We start from the raw sequence: 25,406 nt of genomic DNA, 5'->3' as shown, positions 1-25,406 counted from the left end.
GGTCCGGCCCCGGGGAGCCTCGCTCCTCGGCCGGTACGCGGCCCCGGAGTCAGCTCGTCCAGAAGTCCCACCAGCGGGTGAGGACCAGGATGCCGATCACTCCGATGTGCAGCACCGGGAGCACCCACGGGAACTCGTCGGCGAAGCCGCGTACCGCAGCAGGGGCCGGCAGGAAGCCGTTGCGGACGTTGTGCGCGGTCACGTACCAGAACATGATGATCGTCGCGACCCAGGCCAGGCAGCACCACAGGCACAGGTTCCCGATGTTGTACAGCGACTGGTACTGGAGCCAGGTCACGAAGCCGACGCCGAACAGGCACCCCGCGTTGAACGTCAGCCAGTACCAGCGAGGGAAGGCGGTGCGGGTGAGCAGAGTGACGCCGACGCAGAGGACGATGCCGTAGGCCACCAGCCCGATCATGGGGTTCGGTGCGCCGAAGGCCGCGGCCTGGTCGCTCTGCATGATGTTGCCGCAGGAGACGACCGGGTTGATGCTGCATCCCGGCTTGAAGTTCTTGTCCTCCAGCAGCTTGAACTTGTCCAGCGTGATGACCCAGGACGCGAGCAGTCCGGCGGCGGCCGTGACGATGAGCATCCAGGCGAAGGCCCGGCTCGCGCCGACGGCTCCCCCCTTCGGTGTGTCCTCGCCCACGTGCGCCTCGTCGAGGGGTGCCGTCGTCGTCATAACCTTCGTCATCCCGTCATCTGGTCCATGCCCGGCAGGGGCACATTCTGCCCCAACTGGCTGTGCGGCAGTTGCAGCTTGGCCCGCACTTCGGCCACCACCCGATCGAGTGCCACAGCCGTCTGCTCGCCGCTGTCGAGGTCCTTGAGCTGGGCCACACCCTCGGCGAGGTCACGCTCCCCGAGCAGCAGCGCGAACCGGGCACCGGAGCGGTTGGCCGACTTCATGGCGTTCTTCATGCCCTTGCCGCCGTACGCCAGGTCCGCCGCGACGCCCTCCCTGCGCAACTCGGTGACCAGACCGAACAGCCGGCGGCGCGCCTCGTCGCCGATCGGTACGGCGAACAGCTCGGTGGCCGCGGGCAGTTCGAGCTCGAGCCCCTCGGCCTCCAGCGCCAGCACCGTACGGTCCACGCCCAGGGCCCAGCCGACCGACGGCAGCGCGGGGCCGCCGATCATCTCCGAGAGGCCGTCGTACCGCCCGCCGCCGCCGATGGCCGACTGCGAGCCGAGGCCGTCGTGGACGAACTCGAAAGTGGTACGCGTGTAGTAGTCGAGACCGCGCACCAGCCTAGGGTCGTCCTCGAAGGGCACGCCCGCCTCGGTGAGCAGCGCGCGCACCTCCTCGTGGAACGCCTTGCACTCCTCGCACAGGTGGTCGCGCATCATCGGCGCACCGGCCAACTGCCGCTGCACGCTCTCGCGTTTGTCGTCCAGCACCCGCAGCGGGTTGATCTCGATCCGGGTCCGGGTGTCCTCATCCAGGTCGAGCCCGCGGAGGAAGTCCTGGAGCGCGTCCCGGTAGACGGGGCGGCAGGTGCGGTCGCCCAGCGAGTTGAGCAGCAGCCGGAAGCCCGTCAGCCCCAGCGAGCGGTAGGCGTCGTACGCCAGGATGACCAGCTCGGCGTCCAGCGTCGGGTCCTCGGTGCCCAGCGCCTCGGCGCCCACCTGCGAGAAGTGGCGGTAGCGGCCCTTCTGGGGGCGCTCGTAGCGGTAGTACGAGCCCGAATACCACAGCTTCACCGGGAGGTTGCCCGCCTTGTGGAGGCTGGACTCCAGCGCGGCGCGCAGCACCGAAGCGGTGCCCTCGGGGCGCAGGGCCAGCTCGTCGCCGCCCTTGGTGGTGAGGGTGTACATCTCCTTGGTCACGATGTCGGTGGACTCGCCGACACCGCGGGCGAACAGCTCGACGCTCTCGAACCCGGGGGTCTCCACATAGCCGTAGCCGGACCTGCGCAGCGGCGCGGCGATGGCCTCGCGCACCGCGAGGAACTTCGCGGAGTCGGGCGGCAGCAGGTCGTAGGTGCCCTTGGGGGCCTTGAAGGTGCTCACGTGGCTTCTCGTCACATTCCTCGTCGCGGGGTGGCGGCTGCGTCGATGCCGCCGCCACCCTGGCCGTGCTCCGCCACCTGTCGCAGGAAGGGATTGGTGGCGCGCTCGCGGCCGATGGTCGTCTGGTGCATGTGCCCGGGCAGGACCACGGTCTCGTCCTCCAGCGGAAGGCACACACGCGCCAGGGACCGGAGGATCTCGTCCGGGTCGCCGCCGGGCAGATCAGTACGTCCGATGGAGCCGGGGAACAGCAGGTCGCCCGAGAACAGCACCGGCGGTACGTCGGCCTGTTCGGGCATCCGGAAGGTCACCGACCCCTTGGTATGGCCGGGCGCGTGCGCGACGGTCAGCTCCAGGCCCGCCAGGTTCAGCACCGCGCCGTCGGACAGCTCCTCGACGTCGTCCGGCTCGCCCACCGTCAGCTCGCCCATCAGGGGCTGCCCGATGGTGATCCCCAGCGCCTTCTCCGGGTCGCTCATCATGAAACGGTCGGCGGGGTGGATCCAGGCGGGTACGCCGTGTGAACCGCACACCGGGACGACGGAGGCGACGTGGTCGATGTGGCCGTGTGTGAGGATCACCGCGACCGGCTTCAGCCGGTGCTTGGCGACGGCTTCCTCGACACCCTGCGCGGCCTGGTGGCCCGGATCGATGATCACGCACTCCTCGCCGGCGGCGGGGGCGACCAGATAACAGTTGGTCCCCCAGGCCCCGGCGGGGAACCCGGCAACGAGCACGATCGTCCTTCATTCGTCCGACAGCGGGGGCGGCGACGCGGCCGAGCAGGCCCGCCGCCGGTCAGGCAGCTGCCAGCCTACCGGCGCGGGTCCGTGTGGGGCGAACCCGTAACAGGCACGGCGAAGCCGTGAGGGCGGCGTATACGGTACGTGAGGTCCTGCAGGTGCGACGCCTCGAAGACGCTCGCCAGACGCCTCACCAAACGCCTCGAAGGAGACGAGACCGTGGTCAGCAGTGAGCAGCGCAGAAAGCAGCTCGCCCGTGAGAAGTACGAGCGGCAGCTCAAGCGGCGGGAGGCGGCCCGCCGCAAGGCTCGAATACGCAACATCTCGATCACCCTCGGACTGGTGATCGTCCTGGCCGCCGGCGGCGCCTACGCCGCCTCGGGCGGGCTCAACGGCGACAAGAAGAAGGACGACGACAACGCGGCGGACCAGCCCTCGGCGCCTCCCACCAGCAAGGCCCCGGACCCCTGCGAGAAGCCGGCCAAGGGCAAGGCGACGCGCAAGCAGTGGAAGAAGGAGCCGGCCATGAAGGTGGACAAGTCGGCCTCGTACACCATGCAGCTGAGCACCACCTGCGGCGAGATCGACTTCACCATGGACGCGGCCAAGGCGCCGCACACGGTCAACTCCTTCGACTTCCTGGCGGGCGAGAAGTTCTTCGACCACACGCCCTGCCACCGGATGACCGATCAGCCCGGCCTGTCCGTGCTGCAGTGCGGCGACCCGACCGGCAGCGGCAGCGGCGGGCCCGGCTACGAGCTCCCCGACGAGAACCTCAAGGGCGCCGAGTACCCGGCCGGCACCGTCGCGATGGCCAACAGCGGCCCGGACACCGGCGGCAGCCAGTTCTTCCTCGTCTACAAGGACAGTAAGCTCCCGCCCAACTACACCCCGTTCGGCAAGATCTCCGACTCCGGGATGAAGGTGCTGAAGAAGATCACCAAGGCCGGAGTGGGCTCCCCGCAGGGTGACGGCCCGCCCAACGCCACCGTGGTGATCGACAAGGCTACGGTCCGTAAGTCCTGACGGGGTCGCCCTGGGGGTACCTCCTGGCCGGAGGCTGGGGGAGTGCCCCCAGCCGTCGCCCGCGCGGTACCGTTCCGGAACCGCTCCCGACCGGCAATTCGCCGCTCGCCGGATGCGGACAGCGCGGGCGCCGGTCGCCTATGTTGGCTGTGACGAGAACCGTGGACGATGCCGGGGGGCCACAGCGCTCCCAGGCATCTTGTGGAGGAGGCGCTGTGAGCAGCGACCCGTGGGGCCGCGTCGACGACGCGGGGACTGTGTACGTGCGTACGACGGACGGCGAGAAGGTCGCCGGGTCGTGGCAGGCGGGCTCGCCCGACGAAGCCCTCGCCTACTTCAAGCGCAAGTACGACGGTCTGGTCGTGGAGATCGACCTGCTTGAGCGCCGGGTGAAAACCACCGACCTGTCCGCCAAGGACGCCACCGCCGCGATCGAGCACCTGCGCGAGCAGGTCGACGCGCACAACTCCGTGGGCGATCTGGACGCGCTGCGGGGCCGGCTCGACCATCTCACCGAGGTCGTCGAGAAGCGCCGCGAGGAGCGTAAGGCCCGCAAGGCGCAGCAGGCCGAAGAAGCGCGCCGCGCCAAGGAAGAGCTGGTCACCGAGGCGGAGGAGCTGGCCCAGAGCGAGCAGTGGCGGGCAGCCGGCGAGCGGCTGCGGGCCCTGGTCGACACCTGGAAGGGCCTGCCGAGGCTGGACCGCAAGAGCGACGACGAGCTGTGGCACCGCTTCTCGCACGCCCGCTCGGCGTTCTCCAAGCGCCGCAAGGCGCACTTCGCGCAGCTGGACGCACAGCGCGAAGAGGCGCGGCAGCGGAAGGAGAAGCTCGTCTCCGAGGCGGAAGCGCTCTCCGGCTCCCGGGACTGGGGCCCCACCGCCGCCAAGTACCGCGAACTGATGCAGGAGTGGAAGGCCGCCGGCCGGGCGCAGCGGGAGCACGAGGACGATCTGTGGGCGCGGTTCCGCGGTGCCCAGGACGTCTTCTTCCAGGCCCGCAGCGAGGTCTTCGCCGAGCGCGACAGCGAACAGCGGGAGAACCTCGCCCGCAAGGAGGAGCTGGCCGCCGAGGCGGAGAAGCTGCTGCCGATCAGCGACCTGAAAGCCGCACGGAGTGCCTTCCGTGCCATCAACGAGCGCTGGGACGCCATCGGTCATGTGCCGCGCGACGCACGGCCGAAGATCGAGGGCCGGATGCACGCGGTGGAGCGGGCCATCCAGGAGGCCGAGGAAGCGGAATGGCGGCGCACCAACCCCGAGGCCCGGGCCCGCGCCGAGGGGCTGACCGGTCAGCTCCAGGACGCGGTGGACAAGCTCCACGCCCAGATCGACAAGGCCCGCTCCGCGGGGAACACCGCCAAGGTCGCCAAGCTGGAGCGCGAACTGGAAGGCCGCCAGGCCCTCCTGGACCAGGCCCTCAAGGGCCTCCAGGAATTCGGCGGCTGAACCCCGTCGCGGCGGACATGGTGTGAGGGCCGGAGCCCCCACACCACCAGCCGAGGGGGTCCGGGGGCGCAGCCCCCGGACAATTCCCGCCGCAGCGGTGCGCAACCACCCACCCATAGGGTCCGGCGGAATCACCGACGGGCCCCGCCACGACGTTCGGCTATCCGCTACTGCGGACGTCGCGCGGAGGTGACGCGGTAGACGTCGTAGACGCCCTCGACACCGCGGACGGCTTTCAGCACGTGGCCGAGGTGTTTGGGGTCGCCCATCTCGAAGGTGAAGCGGGAGATGGCGACGCGGTCGCGGGAGGTCTGGACGGCGGCCGAGAGAATGTTGACGTGCTGGTCGGACAGCACGCGGGTGACGTCCGACAGGAGACGGGAGCGGTCCAGTGCCTCGACCTGGATGGCGACCAGGAAGACGGACGACTGGGTGGGCGCCCACTCGACGTCCAGGATCCGCTCCGGCTCCCGGGTGAGGGAGTCGACGTTGACGCAGTCGGTACGGTGCACCGACACCCCGTTGCCGCGGGTGACGAACCCCATGATCGGGTCGCCCGGAACGGGCGTACAGCAGCGGGCCAGCTTGACCCACACGTCGGAGCCCGCACCCTTGACGACGACGCCGGGGTCGGTGGTGGAGCGCCGCCGCGTGCTGCGCGCCGGCATCGGCGGCGCGGTCTCGGCGATGTCCTCCTTGGCCTCGTCCTCGCCGCCCAGCGCCTGCACCAGCTTGTGGCAGACGTGCTGCGCCGAGACGTGGCCCTCACCGATCGCGGCGTAGAGCGCGGAGATGTCCGGGTAGCGCATCTCGTGCGCGAGGGTGACCAGCGAGTCGCCGGTGAGGATGCGCTGGATGGGCAGGTTCTGCTTGCGCATGGCCCGCGCTATGGCGTCCTTGCCCTGCTCGATGGCCTCGTCACGTCGCTCACGGGTGAACCAGGCGCGGATCTTGTTGCGGGCGCGCGGTGACTTGACGAAGCCGAGCCAGTCGCGGGAGGGCCCGGCGCCGGACGCCTTGGAGGTGAAGACTTCGACGGTGTCGCCGTTGTCCAGCGTCGACTCCAGCGGCACCAGGCGGCCGTTGACGCGGGCGCCGATGGTGCGGTGGCCGACCTCGGTGTGGACGGCGTAGGCGAAGTCGACGGGGGTGGCGCCCGCCGGGAGCGCTATGACGTCGCCCTTGGGGGTGAAGACGAAGACCTCGTTACGGGAGAGGTCGAAGCGCAGGGACTCCAGGAACTCGCCGGGGTCCTCGGTCTCCTTCTGCCAGTCCAGCAGCTGCCGCAGCCACGACATGTCGTTGACATGGTCGTCGCCCTTGCCCGCGCTCTTGGGCACGTCGGTCCGCACCTTGGAGGTGCCGGCGACGGCTTGCTGCTTGTACTTCCAGTGCGCCGCGATGCCGTACTCGGCACGGCGGTGCATGTCGAACGTGCGGATCTGCAGTTCGACGGGCTTGCCACCGGGCCCGATCACCGTCGTGTGCAGCGACTGGTACATGTTGAACTTGGGCATCGCGATGTAGTCCTTGAACCGCCCCGGAACCGGGTTCCAGCGGGCGTGCACGGTGCCCAGCGCCGCGTAGCAGTCGCGGACGGTGTCCACCAGGACGCGGATGCCCACCAGGTCGTAGATCTCCGCGAAGTCCCGGCCGCGGACGATCATCTTCTGGTAGACGCTGTAGTAGTGCTTGGGCCGCCCGGTGACGGTGGCCTTGATGCGTGCCGCGCGCAGATCGGCCTGGACCTCGTCGGTGACGACGGCCAGGTACTCGTCCCGCTTGGGCGCCCGCTCGGCGACCAGCCGCACGATCTCGTCGTACATCTTGGGGTAGAGGATCGCGAACGCGAGGTCCTCCAGCTCCCACTTGATGGTGTTCATGCCCAGCCGGTGGGCGAGAGGCGCGAAGATCTCCAGCGTCTCGCGGGCCTTCTGCTCCTGCTTGGACCGCTTGAGATAGCGCATGGTGCGCATGTTGTGCAGCCGGTCGGCGAGCTTGATGACCAGGACGCGCGGGTCCTTGGCCATGGCGACGACCATCTTGCGCACCGTCTCGGCCTGCGCGGCCTCGCCGAACTTGACCTTGTCCAGCTTGGTGACGCCGTCGACCAGGAGGGCCACCTGGTCACCGAAGTCGCGGCGCAGGGTGTCGAGCCCGTACTCGGTGTCCTCGACGGTGTCGTGCAGCAGGCCGGCCATCAGCGTCGCCGGGTCCATGCCCAGCTCGGCGAGGATCGTGGTGACGGCGAGGGGATGGGTGATGTACGGGTCGCCGCTCTTGCGCTTCTGACCGCGGTGCCAACGCTCGGCGACCTGGTAGGCGCGCTCGATCTGGCGGAGCGTGGAGGACTCGATCTTGGGGTCGTTGCTGCGCACTATCCGCAGCAGCGGTTCCAGGACCGGGTTGAACGGGCTGGAGCGCTGTACCCCCAGGCGCGCCAGGCGGGCGCGTACGCGGTTGGAGGAGCCGGAGCGGCCCGAGACCCCGGAGACGGCCCGGGCGGGCGCCACACGGTCACGTGTGCCGTTCTCTGTGCCCTTTCCACCCCGGTCGGAGCCCTTGCTGCGGCTCGGGGCGCCGTGCGCGGTGCCGGGCTGCTTCCCGTTGGCGTTGGCGTTCGCGGAGCTGTCGGCGGCACGCGAGCGGCCGGGGCCCTCGCTCTTCGAGGGCAGCCCGCCGTTGGCCGCGGCGCCGGACCGGCGCTGGGCCGCCTGGCCGGCGGCCTCCGCTTGCTGGCGCTGAGCGGCGGTGAGCTGCTGGGCCTCGTCTGGCAAGTGCACTCCTCGGTGGACCCCGGTCGGACTGCCATGGTAGCCACCCCGGCCACACCCGGCCCTCCCGGACGGACGGCGAAGGCGGCCACCCTCGGATCAACGTACGGGGTGGCCGCCTTATGCCGCTCATGCCGCCGGCCGCGCAGGGCGGCCGGCGGTCTCAGACGGTGACGAGGGTGTCGAGCGGCGCACCGGCCAGGGCGTGCTCCACCCGCTCCCGTCCGGCCAGGAAGCCGAGCTCCAGCAGTATGGCCGCTCCGGCAACCTCGGCACCGGTGCGCCGGATGAGCTGCACGGACGCCTCGGCGGTACCGCCGGTGGCCAGTACGTCGTCGATCACCAGCACCCGGTCGCCCTCCGCGAGCCCCGCGGCATGCACCTCGATCTGGGCGCTGCCGTACTCGAGGTCGTACGCCTGGGAGAGCGTTGCGCCGGGGAGCTTGCCCGACTTGCGTACGGGCACGAAGCCGATGCCCGCGCGCACGGCGACGGGGGCGCCGAGGATGAAGCCGCGCGCCTCCAGGCCGACGACCTTGGTGGCCCCCCGCCGCTCGGCCAGGCCCGCCAGCACGTCCGTGAGGACGGAGAACGCCTTGGCGTCGGCGAGCAGCGGAGTGATGTCCTTGAACAGCACTCCGGGCTTGGGATAGTCGGGTACGTCGTGGATCCGGCTGGTCAGCAGTTCCCGCACATCGGCGGGGACCAGCGGGGCCGCCGAGGACTCCATCGCGCTCACCGGCTCACCTGCGCTTCCCCGACGGCCTGCCACGGCCCCGGCCGCGGGAGGGCGACTGACGCCGCTGTCCCCCGACCCCGGCGCCCGCCGCCGCAGGACCTCCGCCGCGGCCGTTGTCCACGGTGACGGAGGGGCGGACACCGCCGCCTCCGTCACCCGGTGGCTCGTCGCCGTGCTCGTCGTCCGGCTCGTGTGCCTCATGCTCGGCGGCCTTCAGGCGCTTGGTGCGCACCCGCTTGGCGAGGGCCTTCATCTCGGGCTGGCGCTCCTTGAAGTCGGCGACCAGCGGGGTGGCGATGAAGATCGAGGAGTACGCGCCGGCGGCGAGACCGACGAACAGGGAGAGCGCGATGTCGTTGAGCATGCCGCCGCCGAGCATCCCGCCACCGATGAACAGCAGACCCGCGACCGGCAGCAGCGCGACAACGGTGGTGTTGATGGAGCGCACCAGCGTGCCGTTGATACTGCGGTTGGCGATCTCGCTGAAGGTGAACTTGGTCTGCTTGGTGACGTTCTTGCTGCCCTCTCTCAGACCGTCGAAGACGACGACCGTGTCGTAGAGCGAGTAACCGAGAATCGTCAGCAGACCGATCACGGTGCCTGGTGTGACCTCGAAGCCGACGAGTGAGTAGACGCCGACGGTGATGGTGATGTCGTGGATGAGCGCGATGAGCGCGGCGAGCGCCATCCGCCACTCGAAGGCGATAGCGAGATAGATCACCACCAGGATCATGAAGATCCCGAGCCCCTGCCACGCCTTGTTGGCGATCTGCTCGCCCCAGCTGGGACCGACCAGCTGTGCGTCGATCTTCTCCGGGTTCACCTTCAGCTCGGCGGCCAGCTCCTCCTTGACCTTGGTGGAGGTGTCGGTGTCGACGCTGGCGATCTGCACGCGCTTTCCGCCGCCGCCCAGCTCCTGGACGATGGCGGTGTGCCCGGAGACCTTCTCCGCCGCGTGCGTGGTCTGCTCCACGGAGGCGGAGGTCTTGGGCGTGGTGAAGACGGCACCACCCTCGAACTCGATGCCCATGTTCAGGCCACGGACCACCACTCCGACGATGGCCGTGATGGTGATCAGGATCGAGAGGCCGTACCAGAGCTTGCGGTGCCCGACGAAGTCGTAGCCGACCTCACCGCGGTACAGCCGGGCGCCGAGACTGCCGAGACGGGACACCTCAGACCTCCTTCGGGTCGGTGCTGACGGTGCGGCGGCCGCGCCGCAGAGGTGGCCTGGCTCCGAGCCGCTTGGGGTCGAGGCCCGACCAGGGGTGCCCGTCGGAGAAGAACTTCCTGCGGGCGAGCAGCGTCATGACCGGCTTGGTGAAGAAGAAGACCACGACGACGTCGAGCGCGGTGGTCAGGCCCAGCGTGAACGCGAAGCCCTGCACCTTGCCGACCGAGACGATGAACAGCACCGCGGCGGCGAGGAAGGAGACGAAGTCGGAGACGAGGATGGTGCGCCGGGCGCGCGGCCAGGCGCGCTCGACCGCGGGCCGCAGCGTGCGGCCCTCGCGCACTTCGTCCCTTATACGTTCGAAGTAGACGATGAACGAGTCGGCCGTGATGCCGATGGCGACGATGGCGCCGCAGACGGCCGGCAGGTTGAGCGCAAAGCTCATCGCCGGGCCCAGCAGCGTCATGATCGTGTACGTCAGGGCCGCGGAGACGAGCAGGCTGAGGATGGCGATCAGCGAGAGGCCGCGGTAGTAGGCGACCAGGTAGACGACCACCAGGGCGAGGCCGATGGCGCCCGCGATGAGACCCGCCTTCAGCTGGTCGCTGCCGAGCGCGGCGGTGACGGTGGTGACGTCCGACTCCTCGAAGGAGAGCGGCAGCGCACCGTAGGAGAGGATGTTGCCCAGTTCCTCGGCGGACTCCTGGGTGAAGCTTCCGGAGATCTCCGCGTTGTTGGTCAGCCGCTGGTTCACCGTCGGCGCCGACTGGACCTCGCCGTCCATCGCGATGGCGAACTGGTTCTGCGGCTGCTGCTTCTTCATCAGCTGGCCGGTGATGTCGCCGAACTGGTCGGAGCCCTTGTCGTTGAACGACATCTGGACGATCCACTGACCGCGGTCCTGGGCGAAGACCGCCTTGGCCTTGCTGACGTTCTTGCCCGGTACGGCGACCGGGCCGAGAGCGTACTTGATCGGGTCCTTCGCGTCACAGGCGACGATCGGCTCGGAGCCCTTGGTGTTCGCGGCCTTCTCGCTGGCCTTGGCCCGGGCTTCCTTGGTGCTGCAGTCGAGCGCGGCGAGCTCCTTGGCGAGCCCGGCCGGGACTCCGGGGGCCTGGGGCTGCTGCGGCGGCACCGTCGGCTGCGGGGACTTCTTCTTGCCGCCGGAGTCGCTGGGCTGGGGGCTGGGGCTCTTGTCCGTCTTGGCGGCGCCCTTGGCCGTCAGTCCCTCGGTGACGGCGCGGCCCTGGCCGCTGGGCGACGGTGAGGCGGAGGACGAGGAGGACGGCTTCGCCTTCTCGTCCTGCTTGCCCTTGCCGTCCTGGCTGCCCTGCTTGTCGGAGCTGCCGGGCTTGGAGGGCGTGGGCTGCGGCTTCTGGGCCTGCGTCAGCGTCAGCACCGGGCGGAAAGCGAGCTGCGCCGTGGTGCCCACCTGTTCGCGCGCCTGCTTGGAGTTGGTGCCCTTGGGGATGTTGACGATGATGTGCCGGTCGCCCTGGGTCTGGACCTCGGCCTCGGTCACACCAAGACCGTTGACGCGCCGCTCGATGATGCCGACGGCGGTGTCCATGTTGGTCTTGTTGATCGCGTTGGGCTTGCCGGGCTGGTTCTTGGCCTCAAGCGTGATGCTGGTGCCGCCGGCCAGGTCGATGCCCAGCCTGGGCGTCTTGTGGCCCGAGGCGAACATCCCCACGATCAGCCCGGCCGTGATCACCAGAATCAGCCCTAGGGAGCGCCACGGCCTCCCCTTGGCGCCGGAGGCCCTGCGACCCCTCTTCGGTGCTGCCACCTTCTCGTCTCTCCCTGTCCAACCGCCCGTGCCGCCCCGCGAGTTCGGCCGGGCGCGGCACAGCGGCGCGCGAAGTGGTCTGTGGACGTGCTACGCCGCCGGACCCGGTCCTGCTCCCCCAGTCCGGCGGCGCTGACCTTACTTGGAGTCGGCGTCCTCGTCCCGCTTGCCGTCCTTGGCGGTGTCGTCGGCCTTGGCCGAGTCCGCCTTCGGCTCGTCGGACGCCTCGGCGGGCTCCTCGTCGTCCTTCTCCGCGGCGGCGTCGGGGCCGTCGTCGGCGTCCTTCTTCTCGAGGTCGAGCTTCGCGTCGGAGGGAGCGTCCTCGCCCCGGGTCAGCGCGGAGGCGTCGTCGGGGACCACCGTGTCGACCTCGAACTCTTCGCCCTCCGGGCCGTTCGTGATGCGGTCGAACTCCTCATCGGAGAGGACGGCACCGATGGCGTTCTTCGCGAAGAGCGCGTGCGTGCCGGGCTCGATCTCCACGAGGACGCTGTCCTCGCGGATCTCCTTGACGACGGCGTACATGCCCCCGATGGTGCGGATGCCCGTGCCAGGCTGCATCTGATCACGCATCTGCGCGGCCTGACGCTGCTTCTTCTTGGCGGAGCGAGTCATCAGGAACATGGCCCCGATGATCACAATGAACGGGAGCAGAGCAATAGGATCCACGGCGGAAGATATTCCTTCGCATGGCCGCGTCTCAGCGGCCTGGGTATTCGGGGTGGGCAAGCCTCCGCAAAGGGAGGGCGTCGGCGGAGTCTAAGGGAGCCTTCGCCGATGGAACAACGTCAAGCATGGCACCGAGGTTCCCGGCCCGCCGAGTCTCCGCGCCGTCACGCTCCGAACAGGCCCTGTTGCCCCGGCCCTCCGGAAGCCGACCGCGAGGACTGCTGGGGCGGGGTCAGACCCATATGAGCCCATGCGGCTGGTGTGGCCACGCGACCACGAGGAGTACGGGCCAGCAATCCCTCGCGCACGAGGAACGGCTCGGCCACCTCTTCCACTGTCTCACGCTCCTCGCCAACCGCGACGGCAAGCGTGGAAAGCCCGACGGGACCGCCGCCGAACAGCTTCAGCAGCGAGCCGAGCACCGCACGGTCGAGCCGGTCGAGACCGCGCCCGTCCACCTCGTAGACCTCCAGCGCCGCGGCAGCCACCTCGCGGGTGATGACGCCGTCCGCCTTGACCTGTGCGTAGTCCCTCACCCTCCGCAACAACCGGTTGGCGATACGGGGCGTGCCCCGGGAGCGCCCGGCGATCTCCACGGCGCCCTCCGGATCCGTACGCACCTCCAGCAGCTCCGCGGACCGGCGTACGACCTGCTCCAGTTCCGCCGACTCATAGAACTCCATGTGCGCCGTGAACCCGAAGCGGTCGCGCAGCGGCGGTGGCAGCAGCCCGGCCCGGGTGGTGGCCCCGACCAGCGTGAACGGAGGCAGCTCCAGCGGGATGGCCGTGGCTCCTGGCCCCTTGCCGACGATCACGTCGACGCGGAAGTCCTCCATGGCCATGTAGAGCATCTCCTCGGCCGGGCGGGACATGCGGTGGATCTCGTCCAGAAAGAGCACCTCCCCTTCCTGGAGGGAGGAGAGGATCGCCGCGAGGTCGCCCGCGTGCTGGATGGCGGGCCCGGAGGTGATGCGGATGGGGGCGCCCATCTCCGCCGCGATGATCATGGACAGTGTCGTCTTGCCGAGTCCGGGCGCACCGGAAAGCAGCACATGGTCGGCGGTACCGCCGCGGGCCCGGGCCGCGCGCAGCACCAGATCGAGCTGTTCCCGCACCTTGGGCTGCCCGATGAACTCCCCCAACTGCTTGGGGCGCAGCGCGGCTTCGACAGCCTGCTCATCACCGTCGACCTCGGCGTCGACGAGCCGTTCCTCGGAGCTCATGGCGTCACCGTGCCCGGTTCAGCGACTGGAGGGCGGCCTTCAACAGCGCACCGACCTGGGGCTCACCACCGTCCGCGACAACGGCCTCCGCCTGCGGGGCCACGGCCGCGACCGCGTCGTCCGCCTCCTTGGTGGCGTACCCCAATCCGACCAGCGCTGCGTGGAGTTGCTCCTGCCACCCCGGCGCTGCCGGTGCCACGGCCCCTCGCGAAGCGGGAACCGTGCCCAGCGGCTGTCCGAGCCGGTCCTTCAGCTCCAGCAGCAACTTCTGCGCGCCCTTCTTGCCGATGCCGGGCACGGCGGTCAGCGCCTTCTCGTCCCCGCCGGCGACGGCGAGCCGCAGCGCGTCGGGGCTGTGCACCGCGAGCATCGCCTGGGCAAGCCGGGGGCCCACCCCGCTCGCGGTCTGGAGCAGTTCGAAGATCTGCCGCTCGTCGTCGTCCGCGAAGCCGTAGAGGGTCAGCGAGTCCTCCCGTACGACCAGCGAGGTGGCCAGTTTGGCCGGCTCGCCCATGCGCAGCCCGGCGAGCGTGCCGGGCGTGCACTGGACCGCCATGCCGACCCCGCCGACCTCGATCACGGCGGAGTCGGGGCCGAGCGCGGCGACGGGGCCCGAGAGGGAGGCGATCATCGAACGGTGCCCTTCCTGCGGTGCGGCGTACGTTGCGTACCTGAGGCGGGGCCGGCTTGCCGGGCTGCGACGGCCTGTTGGAGCCGGGTCTGCGCCGGGCCGCGCCAGATGTGGCAGACGGCGAGGGCCAGCGCATCCGCCGCGTCGGCGGGCTTCGGCGCCGCCGAGAGCCCCAGCAGGCGCGTCACCATGGCACCGACCTGCGCCTTCTCGGCCCGGCCCGAACCGGTGACGGCGGCCTTGACCTCGCTGGGGGTGTGCAGCGCCACCGGCAGTCCACGCCGGGCCGCGCACAGCATGGCCACGGCACTTGCCTGCGCAGTGCCCATGACGGTGCGGACGTTGTGCTGGCTGAACACCCGCTCCACCGCGACCGCTTCGGGGCGGTGTTCGTCCAGCCACTCCTCCAGCCCGCGCTCGATCAGCACCAGCCGCTCGGGAATCTCCGCCTCGGCAGGCGTACGGATCACACCGACGCCCGCCATGGTCAGCCGCCGCCCCGCGACACCGTCGACCACGCCGATGCCGCAGCGGGTCAGCCCGGGATCGACCCCCAGCACGCGCAATGCCATCCCCCTCTCTGCAACCGTGCTTATGTTCCCGCAGGTTATCGGGGACCTCTGACAGCCCGGTGCATCTTGAGGGGCGCGGGGAACTGCGCGACAAGCCACAACATCACCCGCAGTCCGCGGAAGACAGGCAGGGGCACCCCCTCACCGGCACATCGGGGACACCGCTTACGCGTCGACCTTCGCCATCACATCGTCGGGCACATCGAAGTTGGCGAAAACATTCTGCACGTCGTCGCTGTCGTCCAGCGCGTCGATCAGCTTGAAGATCTTGCGGGCGCCGTCCTCGTCCAGCTCGACCTGCATGCTGGGGACGAAGCTGGCCTCGGCCGAGTCGTAGTCGATCCCCGCATCGACCAGAGCGGTGCGCACAGCGACCAGATCGGTGGCCTCGCTGATCACCTCGAAGCTTTCGCCGAGGTCGTTGACCTCCTCGACGCCCGCCTCCAGCACGGCGCCGAGGATGTCGTCCTCGGTCCGGCCGTTCTTCGGGACGATGACGACGCCCTTGCGGTTGAACAGGTAGGAGACCGAGCCCGGGTCGGCCATGGAGCCGCCGTTGCGGGTCATGGCGACCCGCACGTCGGAGGCCGCGCGGTTGCGGTTGTCGGTGAGGCACTCGATCAGCACGGCGACGCCGTTGGGGCCGTAGCCCTCGTACATGATCGTCTCGTAGTCGGCACCGCCGGCCTCAAGGCCCGCGCCCCGCTTGACCGCACTGTCGATGTTCTTGTTGGGAACCGACTGCTTCTTCGCCTTCTGAATGGCGTCGTAGAGGGTCGGGTTGCCCTCCGGGTCGGCGCCTCCCATCCGGGCCGCGACCTCGATGTTCTTGATCAGTTTCGCGAAGAGCTTGCCGCGCTTGGCATCGATCACGGCCTTCTTGTGCTTGGTGGTAGCCCACTTAGAGTGGCCGGACACAGCCTCGCTCCTTCACAGTCCCAACTTCTTCTCGACGCGGAGATCCTACCGTCAGCAACTCAGTGTGCTGACCGCACCATCTCCGTGAACAGGGCATGCACCCGCTGGTCGCCGGTCAGTTCCGGATGGAAGGCGGTGGCGAGCAGATGCTGCTGCCGGACGGCCACCGGGTGACCGTCGTAGGAGGCCAGTGTCTCGGCTGCCGCGCCGGTCGATTCGACCCAGGGGGCGCGGATGAAGACGCCCTCCACAGGACCGCCGGGAACCGTCGGCATATCGAGGGCCGCCTCGAACGACTCGTTCTGGCGTCCGAACGCGTTGCGGCGGACGATCATGTCGATGCCGCCGATGGTCTCCTGTCCGGAGCGGGGGTCGAGGATCTTGTCGGCGAGCATGATCATGCCGGCGCAGGAGCCGTACGCGGGCATCCCCTGGGCCACCCGCTCGCGGAGTCGGTCCATGAGGCCGAAAGCGATGGCGAGCTTGCTGATGGTGGTCGACTCGCCGCCGGGGATGACGAGGCCGTCGACTGCGTCGAGCTCTTCGGGGCGCCTGACCTGTACGGGGTTCGCCCCCGACGCCTGCAGGGCTGCGAGGTGTTCGCGGACGTCGCCCTGGAGGGCGAGTACGCCGATCATGGGCACAGACACTGTGCGGGTCCTTCGTTGTTGCCGGGCGCCTACGCGGGGTGGGGCTCGTGCGGTGGGTGGACGGGCACCGCCCTCTGGGTCACCCGCTCCGCCTCGCGGGACGGGTCCGGGTGCCCACAGAGGGCGCGTGCTCCGATGCCGCCGTTACCAGCCGCGGCTGGCGTAGCGCTCCGATTCCGGGAGGGTGTCGCAGTTGATGCCGACCATGGCTTCGCCCAGGCCGCGGGAGGCATCGGCGATGATCTTGGGGTCGTCGTAGAAGGTGGTGGCCTTCACGATGGCCGCGGCGCGCTTGGCCGGGTCGCCGGACTTGAAGATGCCGGAGCCCACAAAGACGCCCTCCGCGCCGAGCTGGCGCATCAGCGCGGCGTCCGCCGGGGTGGCAACGCCGCCCGCGGAGAAGAGGACGACCGGCAGCTTGCCCGCCACCGAGACCTCCTTGACCAGCTCGTACGGCGCGCGCAGTTCCTTGGCCGCCCCGTAGAGCTCGTTGTCGTCCAGGACGGTCAGCTTACCGATCTCGTTCTTGATCTGGCGCATGTGCCGGACGGCCTCGACGACGTTGCCGGTGCCGGCCTCACCCTTGGAGCGGATCATGGCCGCGCCCTCGGCGATCCGGCGCAGGGCCTCGCCCAGGTTGGTGGCACCGCAGACGAAGGGCGTGGTGAAGGCGAACTTGTCGCTGTGGTTGACCTCGTCGGCCGGGGTGAGGACCTCGGACTCGTCGATGTAGTCGACACCGAGCGCCTGGAGGACCTGGGCCTCGACGATGTGACCGATGCGGGACTTGGCCATCACCGGGATCGAGACGGCTTCGATGATGCCCTCGATCATGTCCGGGTCGGACATCCGGGCCACGCCGCCGTCCTTGCGGATGTCGGCGGGCACACGCTCCAGCGCCATCACGGCGACGGCACCCGAGTCCTCGGCGATCTTCGCCTGCTCGGGGGTGACGACATCCATGATCACGCCGCCCTTGAGCTGCTCGGCCATGCCCCGCTTGACGCGCGCTGTACCGGTCTCGGGGCGCTGCGCCGCGGCAGACGCCGAGGATGCTGTGGCGGTGGACGGAGTTGACACGTTCGACCTCGCTGAAGGGGTGGTGTTCGACGGGACCGCTCAGGTCCTTCGTAAGCCTGCTCGAACGGGGTCGCCTGCGAAAAGGGCCAATCGCCGGGCTGTGGCCTGCAAACCCCCGCCCACCAGTGCCGTCAGTCTTCGGAAGGGTGCCCCCGGTCGGCCAGCACCGGTGGCGGCTCGTCGTCCATCTCGAACGCCAGCGGCGACGGAGCGTGCCCGGCCAGCCGGAACCAGCGCACGGTGCGGTGACTCCGCAGCGCCCGCGCAGCCCGTACGGCATCGTTGTGGAAGCGTCTCGCCATGGGCACCCTGCGTACCGCCGCGCTCAGCTCGCCGGCCGTCTCATGGCCGCCGGGTGCCTCCCGTACGGCCTCCAGCTGGGCGCTCTCGGCGAAGACGGCCCGCAGTGCCTGACTCAGTTCGCTCTCGGCGACCTCGCGCTGCTCCTCCTCGGCCTGCCGGGCGCCGTGTGCGGCCTGGTAGAGCACCATCGAGGCCGCGGGGTCCAGGACTCCCGCCGTGGCGAGCTCCTGGGCGATGGAGGCGCGGCGCAGCAGGGTGGCGTCCAGCGCCGCCTTGGCCGCGTCGATCCGCGCGTGCAGCCGGTCCAGGCGGCCGGCTGTCCAGCTCAGATAGACGCCGACGAGCAGCAGCGCTACGACGATCCAGATGACGGTGGTGAGGGTCGGCATCGTAGGTATCCGGTTCTGGGTTCAGTCCCGGGCGAGGCCGAACCGGGCCCACAGCCCGGTGCGCTCGTCGGGTGCGACGGAAGCGGCACCGTCCGTGACCGTCTCGTACACGGCGAGGATGTCGGCGCCCACGGTGGACCAGTCGAACCGGCGCACATGCCGGGTGCCGCGCTTGCACAGGTCGGCGCGGCGTCCGGGGTCGCCGAGCAAGCGTACGGCGGCGCCAGCCAGTGCGTCCGCCTGCTCCACGGGGAACAGCTCGCCGGACGCTCCCCCGTCCAGCACCTGCTCGAAGGCGTCCAGGTCGCTGGCGAGCACCGGAGCACCGGCCGACATGGCCTCCACCAGGATGATCCCGAAGGACTCGCCGCCCGTGTTGGGCGCGACGTAGAGGTCGACACTGCGCAGCAGCCGGGCCTTGTCCTCGTCACTGACCATGCCGAGGAACTCCACGCTCTCCCGCATGGCGGGCGGCAGTTGGGCGACCGCCTCCTGCTCGTCGCCCCGCCCCGCGACCAGCAGTCGGGTGCCCGGAGCCGCCTCAAGGATGGCGGGCAGCGCCTTCATCAGCACCGGTAGGCCCTTACGGGGCTCGTCGATACGGCCGATGAACCCGATCGTGTGACCTTCGGGGCCGCCCTGCCACTCCCGTTTGGGCTCGGCGTCGGCGAAGAAGCCGACGTCGACGCCGTTGGGGATGGTGACCGCGTCCCCGCCCAGGTGTTCGACCAGGGTGCGGCGCGCGTACTCGCTCACCGCGATCCGGGCGCTGATCTTCTCCAGCGCGGGCTGGAGGATCGGATACGCCGCGATCATCGCCCGGGAGCGCGGGTTGGAGGTGTGGAAGGTGGCGACGATGGGGCCCTGAGCCGCCCAGCAGGCCAGCAGCGCCAGCGAGGGAGTGGCCGGCTCATGGATGTGCAGAACGTCGAAGTCGCCCTCGTGCACCCAGCGGCGGACCCGGGCCGCCGAGAGGAAGCCGAAGTTCAGCCGCGCCACCGAACCGTTGTACGGCACCGGCACGGCGCGCCCCGCCGAGACGACGTAGGACGGCAGCGGGGTCTCGTCGTCCGAGGGCGCCAGTACGGACACCTGGTGCCCCAGCCGGATCAGATGCTCGGCCAGGTCGCGGACGTGGAACTGGACGCCGCCGGGGACGTCCCACGAGTAGGGGCAGACGACGCCGATCCTCATCCGGGCCCCCGCTCGCCCGCGCCCGGGCCCTCTCCCGCTGACGGGGCCGTCCCCGGTCCGGGGGACTTGTCCGGCTCGGGGGACTTCCCCGGAGTCGGCTCCAGGTCGGCGAGCCAGAAGCGCTGGAGCATGTGCCAGTCCTGCGGGTGCTCGGCGATGCCCGCCGCGAAGGTGTCGGCGAGGGTCTGCGTCATCGCCGCGACCCGCTCCCTGCGCCCCTCGAGCTCCGGCACCGGGACCGGCTCGTGGACTCTGGCCTTCATCCGCGGCGGCGCCTCGTACCAGAGCGTCACCGGCATCAGCAGCGCCCCGGTCTGCTGGGCCAGCAGCGCGGGGCCGGCGGGCATCCGCGTGGCCTCACCGAAGAACTTGACCTCGATCCCGCTGGCGGACAGGTCGCGGTCGGCGACCAGGCAGACGAAGCCGCCCGCCCGCAGCCTGCGCGCCAGCGTGCCGAACGCGGAGGAGCCGCCGTGCGGCAGCACCTCCATGCCAAGGCTCTCCCGGTAGGCGACGAACCGGTCGTAGAGGCTCTCCGGCTTGAGGCGCTCCGCGACCGTCGTGAAGGGCGTACGGGTCGCGGTCACTGCCCAGGCGCCTGCCAGGTCCCAGTTGCCCATGTGCGGCAGCGCGAGTATGACGCCGCGACCGGAGGCGAGCGCGTCGGTGAGGCGGTCCAGGTTCTCCACGTCGACGCTGTCGAGAATGTGCTGCTCGCTGTAGGCAGGCAGCCGGAAGGACTCCATCCAGTAGCGCAGATATGAGCGCATCCCGGCGCGTGAGAGCTGCCGCAGACGGGCCGGCGACGCGTCCGGCACCACACGGGCGAGGTTGGCCTCCAGCCGCGTGACGCCCTTGCCGCGGCGCCGCCACACCGTGTCTGCCAGCTGACGGCCCAGCGCAGCGGCGGCGGGCTCGGGCAGCTTCTTGACCCCCGCCCAGCCCAGCCCGTAGAGCGAGTCGGTGAGCCGGTCGCGCAGCGCGCTCAAGCGGTCCTCCCCTTCTCCTCCGTCTCGTCCCCCGCGGTGGCCTGCCGCTCCCCCGGCACGGGCTTCGACTCCTCCGCCGCTGCCAGCTCCGCGGACTCACGGCGCACCGTGACCACGCGCTGACCGAGGGTGACAGCACTGCCGACCGCGACCACCCACAGGGCGATCGGGAGCAGTACGCCGATGTTCGGGACGCCGAAAGTGGCCTCGAAGCCTGAGAAGCCCGCCAGCACCAGCGTGATCACCAACCGCTCGGACCGCTCCACCAGCCCGTTCACGTTCACCGGCAGCCCGATGCTCTCGCCGCGTGCCTTGGTGTAGGAGACGACCTGTCCGCTCGACAGGCAGAACAGCGTCACCGCGCACAGCACCAGGTCGTCGCCCCGGCCCGCGTACCACATCGCGATCCCGCCGAAGACGGCCGCGTCCGCCACCCGGTCGAGCGTGGAGTCCAGGAAGGCCCCCCAGCGGCTGGAGCGGCCCAGCTGCCGCGCCATGTTGCCGTCCACCATGTCCGAGAAGACGAACAGCGTGATGACGACGGTGCCCCAGAAGAACTCCCCGACGGGGTAGAAGATCAACGCTCCCGCCGTCACCCCGACGGTGCCGACCAGGGTGACGGCATCGGGGCTCACTCCCCGGCGCAGCAGCATCGCGGCGAACGGGGTGAGGACACGCGTGAAGAAAGCACGCGCGTACTTGTTCAGCATGACCGTCCCTGGTACGTCGAGGGCGAGCCGGATGACGGTGTGGCCACCGGGTGGCCCATCGTAGTCACGCGGCGGCAGCGCTCGGCGCACACGGTCGGGTAGTGCCGTGTTCCACGTATGGACGCCTGTCGGCAGCGGTGTAAAGCTCGGAAGAACCGTGGTCTTCGCGACCGCTCGGCCCCTTCAGCGTGCTCCAGCAGGTGACAACCGGAAGGCGGGACACATGGCCGACAAAGCGAACGCACACCCCGGAGCCGCCGGCAGGGCAGCGGCGGCCGACCACCCCGCCGCGATACGGAACGTGGTGCTGGTCGGCCACAGCGGAGCCGGCAAGACGACTCTGGTCGAATCCCTCGCACTCGCCTCGGGTGCGGTCAACCGGGCCGGACGGGTGGCGGACGGCACCTCGCTCTCCGACTACGACGAGATCGAGCACCGCCAGCAGCGCTCCGTCCAGCTCTCCCTGGTGCCCGTCGCCTGGAACGGCATCCGGATCAACCTGCTCGACACCCCCGGCTACGCGGACTTCGTCGGCGAGCTGCGGGCCGGGCTGCGCGCCGCTGACGCCGCGCTCTTCGTCGTCTCGGCCGCCGACGGTGTGGACGGAGCCACCCGGCTGGTGTGGCAGGAGTGCGCGGCCGTCGGTATGCCACGCGCCATCGTCGTCACCCATCTCGACGCCGCCCGCGCCGACTTCGACGAGATGACCGCTGTCTGCCAGGAGCTGCTGGGCGGCGACGACCCCGACGCCGTCATCCCGCTCTACCTGCCGGCGCTCGGCGAACGCCGCTCCGACGGCACTGCCCCGGTCACCGGCCTGATCGGGCTGCTCACCCAGAAGCTGTTCGACTACGGAAACGGACAGCGCACCGAAAGCGATCCGGACGAGGGACAGCTGCCCCTCGTCGCGGAGGCCAGGAACCGGCTGATCGAGGGGATCATCGCGCAGAGCGAGGACGAGTCGCTGATGGACCGCTATCTCGGCGGCGAGGACTGTGACGTCAAAACGCTCATCGAGGACCTGGAGAAGGCCGTGGCCCGCGGCACCTTCCACCCGGTGCTGGCCGCCGCGCCCGCCGCCGACGGCGCCAAGCAGGGTCTGGGCACCGTCGAGCTGCTGGAGTTGATCACCGGCGGCTTCCCGACCCCCGAGGAACACGGAATCCCCGCCGTCACCACGCCGGCCGGCAAACCGCAGCCGACGCTCGACTGCGACCCCGCGGGCCCGCTCACCGCCGAGGTCGTCAAGACCTCCTCCGACCCGTACGTCGGCCGGATCTCCCTCGTACGCGTCTTCTCCGGCACTCTGCGCCCCGACGAGACCGTGCACGTCTCCGGACACGGCCTGGCGGACCGGGGCCACGAGGACCATGACGTCGACGAGCGGATCGGTGCCCTGTCCGCGCCCTTCGGCAAACAGCAGCGCTCCCTCGACGCGGCCATCGCGGGCGATCTTGCCTGCGTGGCCAAGCTCAGCCGCGCCGAGACCGGCGACACCCTCTCCGCCAAGGACCATCCGCTGCTGATGGCGCCCTGGGAGATGCCCGACCCGCTGCTCCCCGTCGCCATCCAGGCCCACAGCAAGGCCGACGAGGACAAGCTCTCCCAGGGTCTCGCCCGGCTGGTGGCCGAGGACCCGACCATGCGGCTGGAGCAGAACCCCGACACCCACCAGCTCGTCCTGTGGTGCATGGGCGAAGCCCACCGGGACGTCGCCCTGGAGCGGCTGCGGTCCCGCTACGGGGTGCAGGTGGACACCGTGGAGCACAAGGTGTCGCTGCGCGAGACCTTCGCCTCCCCGGCCAACGCGCGCGGACGGCACGTCAAACAGTCCGGCGGACACGGGCAGTACGCCATCTGCGACATCACCGTCGAACCCCTGCCGGGCGGTTCCGGCATCGAGTTCGTCGACAAGGTGGTGGGCGGCGCGGTACCCCGCCAGTTCATTCCTTCGGTGGAGAAGGGCATCCGCGCCCAGGCCGCCAAGGGCGTGGCCGCCGGCTACCCGCTGGTGGACGTACGGGTCACACTCGTCGACGGCAAGGCGCACTCCGTCGACTCCTCCGACGCCGCCTTCCAGACCGCGGGCGCGCTCGCCCTGCGCGAGTGCGCGGGCCAGGCCAAGATCCACCTGCTGGAACCGGTCGCCGAGGTGGAGGTGGAGGTCCCTGACGACTATGTGGGCGCCGTGATGAGCGACCTGTCCTCCCGGCGCGGCCGGGTGCTCGGCACCGAACAGGCCGGACCGGGCAGCACGACGGTCCGCGCCTCGGTACCCGAGATCGAGATCAGCCGCTACGCGATCGACCTCCGCTCCATGTCCCACGGCACCGGCCGCTTCTCCCGTACGTACGCACAGCACGAACCGATGCCGCAGCAGCAGGCGGCACGGATCCTGGAGGCGGCAAGCTAGCGCGCCCCGAAGGGGCGCGGGGCAGTGCTCATTTGCGGCTCCGCCGCGTGGGCGCGACAAGCCACAACCCACCCGCAGACCGCGGACGCCGGAACAGGGGCACCCCATTCCCGGAACAGAGGGAGGGGGCCAGGGCCCGGGCCCGGTACCCTGCGGAGGGCAGCCTGCGGCAAAATGTGTGCCGACCACGCCAGTTGGGAAGCCGTCTGTCGTGGTCGGCGGCACCAATACCGCGCCTGCGCGGTCCGTGCCGCGAGCCAGATCCGAGCGGAGTGGGGGCCCAGTGGCCGGATTCGACGATCTCAGCAGCCAACCTGATGTGGCGGCCGAGTTCACGCCAGGCGCCCAGGTCCCCATCTCCGGATCGGGCGGCCAGACGGCGGCGACCCAGGCGCTCGCCTCCGCCGCGTACCGCGACGACGAGGTCAAGAAGCTCATCGACGCCAACCCCGAGGCGAGCTTCAAAAAGCCCCGGCTCTCGCTGTTCGAACCCAATCTGGGAGAAGCGTTCTCCCGGGCCGTCCAGACCCGGCTGCTCGGCGGGGCCCGCAAGCCGATAATCCAGTCCTTCGGCATCGAACCCCAGACCGTCGTCGAGCACTGCCTGGCCGCCACCCGGGTACGCAAACAGCGCGACGCGCGGCTGACCATGGTGATGACCCTCTTCGGGCTGCTGTTCCTGCCCGGAGTGCTGCTGTGGCTGCTGGCGTTCCAGCTGCGCCGCATGATCGCCGGCTCCAAGGACAAGCGCGCCGGCGCCCTCGGCATGGTGGCGATGGTCGCCGTCGGAGCGCTGGTCGTACTCTTCGTGATCAAGCTCCCGTTCAGCGGCTTCCTGGGCATCTATCTGCGGGCCATGTTCGTCGCACCGATCGTCGGCGGCCTCTGGGCCAAGCAGATCTGCGAGCAGTACGCGAAGGACCTGCGCAGCCGCTGGCAGAGCATGCTGGGCGGCGCGGGGGTCGGCCCCAAGATCCCCGAAGCCGTGCCCCAGGACCCGGGAGACGCGGGCGCCGAACGCATCCGGCTCGGCCTGGCCAAGGTCGCCGCCGAACAGGCCAGCAACCTCGTCTACTACGCGGGCCCCAAGGGGATATTGGGCATGGGCACCCGGTGGGGCAGCTGGCAGCTGGCCGAAGAGCTGACCCCCGCCCGCGACAGCGAGGAGATCCACCCGTTCCGCAGCTGGGACGTGATCCGCGCCATCCACGACCAGCTCCGCATGCTGGAGCGCGGCCCGCTGCACACCGGCGGCTTCCCCACCCCCTCGATACGGCACTGGATCGTCTCGCCCATCGCCGAGGGCGCCAAGGAGGTCAAGCGCCCCGACGGCCAAGAGGTCGAGGGCTACCGCATCAAGGACTTCGAGATACAGCGCATCTGCAACGAGCAGCAGTTCGGCGCGGGCAATCGGCACTATCTGGGCGTCCAGTTCGTGCTCTGGGACGGCCAGTTGGTGATCACGCTGCTGATCAGCGTCACCGTGCTGCACCACACGCTGCGGATCGAGGTCACGGGACACGCCCTCGGCCCCGTCGACGGGCTCTTCACCAGCGGCCCGAAGGCCAAGACCAAGCAGGTCGCCAAGAGCGTCAAGTTCTGGGAGACCCGCACGGTCAAGCTCCCGCTGGTGGAGACCAGGGAGGTCGTACGCCTCGCCGCCCGCGCCCCGCTGACCTGGTTCCCGCCCGTGCTGGACTACCTCGGCGGCAAGCTCAGCCTGCCCGAGCCGTTCGGCCTGCGGCACGCCTGGGCCAAGAAGCCCTGGCGGCACCGGTTCATGGCCGACGACGCCATGCGCGCGGCGACACCGGTACTGCGCGTGGTGCACTCGGCGGCCATGAAGGTGCTGGAGGAGAACGGCTGCAGCGTCGAGAGGTTCGGCAGCCGCTCGCTCAACCTCAGCGCCGCGGTCCAGGACGCCAAGCCCTTCAAGGCCGACGTCTACGACGCCTGAGG

The 25,406-nt window shown here is 70.1% G+C and carries 22 protein-coding genes; 4 read left to right on the top strand and 18 right to left on the bottom strand.

The genetic code is table 11. From position 1 onward, the window contains the following. Positions 1-49 precede the first annotated feature (49 nt). Genes ACTWQF_RS12240 through ACTWQF_RS12230 form a run of 3 tightly spaced genes read right to left on the bottom strand, consistent with a single transcriptional unit; the run spans position 50 to position 2,753 of the window. Positions 50-685 (bottom strand): vitamin K epoxide reductase family protein, encoded by a 636-nt coding sequence (locus ACTWQF_RS12240; protein WP_443279479.1) that lies wholly within the window; start codon positions 683-685, stop codon positions 50-52. A gap of 8 nt (positions 686-693) precedes the next feature. Next, entirely contained in the window at positions 694-2,016 is a 1,323-nt protein-coding gene (gene hisS / locus ACTWQF_RS12235) for a histidine--tRNA ligase (RefSeq protein WP_443279326.1), read from the bottom strand. A gap of 11 nt (positions 2,017-2,027) precedes the next feature. Beyond that, on the bottom strand, positions 2,028-2,753 hold the full coding sequence (locus tag ACTWQF_RS12230) for an MBL fold metallo-hydrolase (protein ID WP_443279324.1): 726 nt from the start codon (positions 2,751-2,753) through the stop codon (positions 2,028-2,030). Positions 2,754-2,978: 225 nt separating this feature from the next. Here ACTWQF_RS12230 and ACTWQF_RS12225 point away from each other — a divergent pair, with 225 nt between their 5' ends. Together ACTWQF_RS12225 and ACTWQF_RS12220 are read left to right on the top strand one after the other, a co-directional pair. After that, on the top strand, positions 2,979-3,785 hold the full coding sequence (locus ACTWQF_RS12225) for a peptidylprolyl isomerase (RefSeq protein WP_443279322.1): 807 nt from the start codon (positions 2,979-2,981) through the stop codon (positions 3,783-3,785). A gap of 215 nt (positions 3,786-4,000) precedes the next feature. Further along, positions 4,001-5,230: a DUF349 domain-containing protein gene (locus ACTWQF_RS12220; protein ID WP_443279320.1), complete on the top strand. Its 1,230-nt coding sequence runs from the start codon at positions 4,001-4,003 to the stop codon at positions 5,228-5,230. Between the two features lie 167 nt (positions 5,231-5,397). Here ACTWQF_RS12220 and ACTWQF_RS12215 read toward each other — a convergent pair whose 3' ends face one another. From ACTWQF_RS12215 to pgsA, 15 genes are all read right to left on the bottom strand, one after another. Beyond that, positions 5,398-8,007, bottom strand: a complete 2,610-nt coding sequence (locus ACTWQF_RS12215; RefSeq protein ID WP_443279319.1) for a RelA/SpoT family protein — start codon at positions 8,005-8,007, stop codon at positions 5,398-5,400. Between the two features lie 160 nt (positions 8,008-8,167). After that, positions 8,168-8,734 (bottom strand): adenine phosphoribosyltransferase, encoded by a 567-nt coding sequence (locus tag ACTWQF_RS12210; protein WP_443279478.1) that lies wholly within the window; start codon positions 8,732-8,734, stop codon positions 8,168-8,170. Positions 8,735-8,747: 13 nt separating this feature from the next. Continuing rightward, positions 8,748-9,917 carry a protein translocase subunit SecF gene (gene secF, locus ACTWQF_RS12205; RefSeq protein WP_443279317.1) on the bottom strand — a complete coding sequence of 390 codons (1,170 nt, stop codon included), beginning with the start codon at positions 9,915-9,917 and terminating at the stop codon, positions 8,748-8,750. A 1-nt stretch (position 9,918) separates the two neighbouring features. Then, positions 9,919-11,706 carry a protein translocase subunit SecD gene (gene secD / locus ACTWQF_RS12200; protein ID WP_443279315.1) on the bottom strand — a complete coding sequence of 596 codons (1,788 nt, stop codon included), beginning with the start codon at positions 11,704-11,706 and terminating at the stop codon, positions 9,919-9,921. Between the two features lie 138 nt (positions 11,707-11,844). Then, positions 11,845-12,375, bottom strand: a complete 531-nt coding sequence (gene yajC, locus ACTWQF_RS12195; RefSeq protein WP_443279313.1) for a preprotein translocase subunit YajC — start codon at positions 12,373-12,375, stop codon at positions 11,845-11,847. 164 nt (positions 12,376-12,539) lie between these two features. Then, on the bottom strand, positions 12,540-13,598 hold the full coding sequence (gene ruvB / locus ACTWQF_RS12190; protein ID WP_443279311.1) for a Holliday junction branch migration DNA helicase RuvB: 1,059 nt from the start codon (positions 13,596-13,598) through the stop codon (positions 12,540-12,542). A 4-nt stretch (positions 13,599-13,602) separates the two neighbouring features. Beyond that, positions 13,603-14,229 (bottom strand): Holliday junction branch migration protein RuvA, encoded by a 627-nt coding sequence (ruvA, locus tag ACTWQF_RS12185; RefSeq protein WP_443279309.1) that lies wholly within the window; start codon positions 14,227-14,229, stop codon positions 13,603-13,605. Next, complete coding sequence (gene ruvC / locus ACTWQF_RS12180; RefSeq protein WP_443279477.1) at positions 14,226-14,795, bottom strand: crossover junction endodeoxyribonuclease RuvC; 570 nt, start codon at positions 14,793-14,795, stop codon at positions 14,226-14,228. Before ruvC ends, ruvA begins: the two co-directional genes overlap by 4 nt. A gap of 171 nt (positions 14,796-14,966) precedes the next feature. Next, entirely contained in the window at positions 14,967-15,719 is a 753-nt protein-coding gene (locus ACTWQF_RS12175) for a YebC/PmpR family DNA-binding transcriptional regulator (RefSeq protein WP_443279308.1), read from the bottom strand. A gap of 59 nt (positions 15,720-15,778) precedes the next feature. Continuing rightward, positions 15,779-16,369: a pyridoxal 5'-phosphate synthase glutaminase subunit PdxT gene (pdxT, locus tag ACTWQF_RS12170; protein ID WP_443279307.1), complete on the bottom strand. Its 591-nt coding sequence runs from the start codon at positions 16,367-16,369 to the stop codon at positions 15,779-15,781. A 144-nt stretch (positions 16,370-16,513) separates the two neighbouring features. After that, positions 16,514-17,449, bottom strand: a complete 936-nt coding sequence (pdxS, locus tag ACTWQF_RS12165; protein WP_443279305.1) for a pyridoxal 5'-phosphate synthase lyase subunit PdxS — start codon at positions 17,447-17,449, stop codon at positions 16,514-16,516. Positions 17,450-17,580: 131 nt separating this feature from the next. Next, entirely contained in the window at positions 17,581-18,141 is a 561-nt protein-coding gene (locus ACTWQF_RS12160; RefSeq protein WP_443279304.1) for a hypothetical protein, read from the bottom strand. 21 nt (positions 18,142-18,162) lie between these two features. After that, positions 18,163-19,335 carry a glycosyltransferase family 4 protein gene (locus ACTWQF_RS12155; RefSeq protein WP_443279302.1) on the bottom strand — a complete coding sequence of 391 codons (1,173 nt, stop codon included), beginning with the start codon at positions 19,333-19,335 and terminating at the stop codon, positions 18,163-18,165. Then, the gene (locus tag ACTWQF_RS12150; protein WP_443279300.1) at positions 19,332-20,324 is read right to left on the bottom strand and encodes a phosphatidylinositol mannoside acyltransferase; all 993 of its coding nucleotides are present in this window, start codon (positions 20,322-20,324) and stop codon (positions 19,332-19,334) included. The genes ACTWQF_RS12155 and ACTWQF_RS12150 overlap by 4 nt, the downstream gene beginning before the upstream one ends. Beyond that, positions 20,321-21,034, bottom strand: coding sequence for a phosphatidylinositol phosphate synthase (pgsA, locus tag ACTWQF_RS12145; protein WP_443279298.1), 714 nt, complete (start codon positions 21,032-21,034; stop codon positions 20,321-20,323). The genes ACTWQF_RS12150 and pgsA overlap by 4 nt, the downstream gene beginning before the upstream one ends. A gap of 223 nt (positions 21,035-21,257) precedes the next feature. Here pgsA and ACTWQF_RS12140 point away from each other — a divergent pair, with 223 nt between their 5' ends. Both ACTWQF_RS12140 and ACTWQF_RS12135 read left to right on the top strand, forming a co-directional pair. Further along, positions 21,258-23,447 carry an elongation factor G-like protein EF-G2 gene (locus ACTWQF_RS12140; RefSeq protein ID WP_443279296.1) on the top strand — a complete coding sequence of 730 codons (2,190 nt, stop codon included), beginning with the start codon at positions 21,258-21,260 and terminating at the stop codon, positions 23,445-23,447. A gap of 283 nt (positions 23,448-23,730) precedes the next feature. Beyond that, the gene (locus tag ACTWQF_RS12135) at positions 23,731-25,404 is read left to right on the top strand and encodes a hypothetical protein (RefSeq protein ID WP_443279295.1); all 1,674 of its coding nucleotides are present in this window, start codon (positions 23,731-23,733) and stop codon (positions 25,402-25,404) included. Positions 25,405-25,406: the final 2 nt, after the last annotated feature.

The organism is Streptomyces sp. 8N114, assembly GCF_052245835.1.
In the GTDB taxonomy this organism is placed as follows: domain Bacteria; phylum Actinomycetota; class Actinomycetes; order Streptomycetales; family Streptomycetaceae; genus Streptomyces.
The sequence above is the reverse complement of the archived record's forward strand: the minus strand, read 5'-3'. Positions and strand labels throughout refer to the sequence as shown.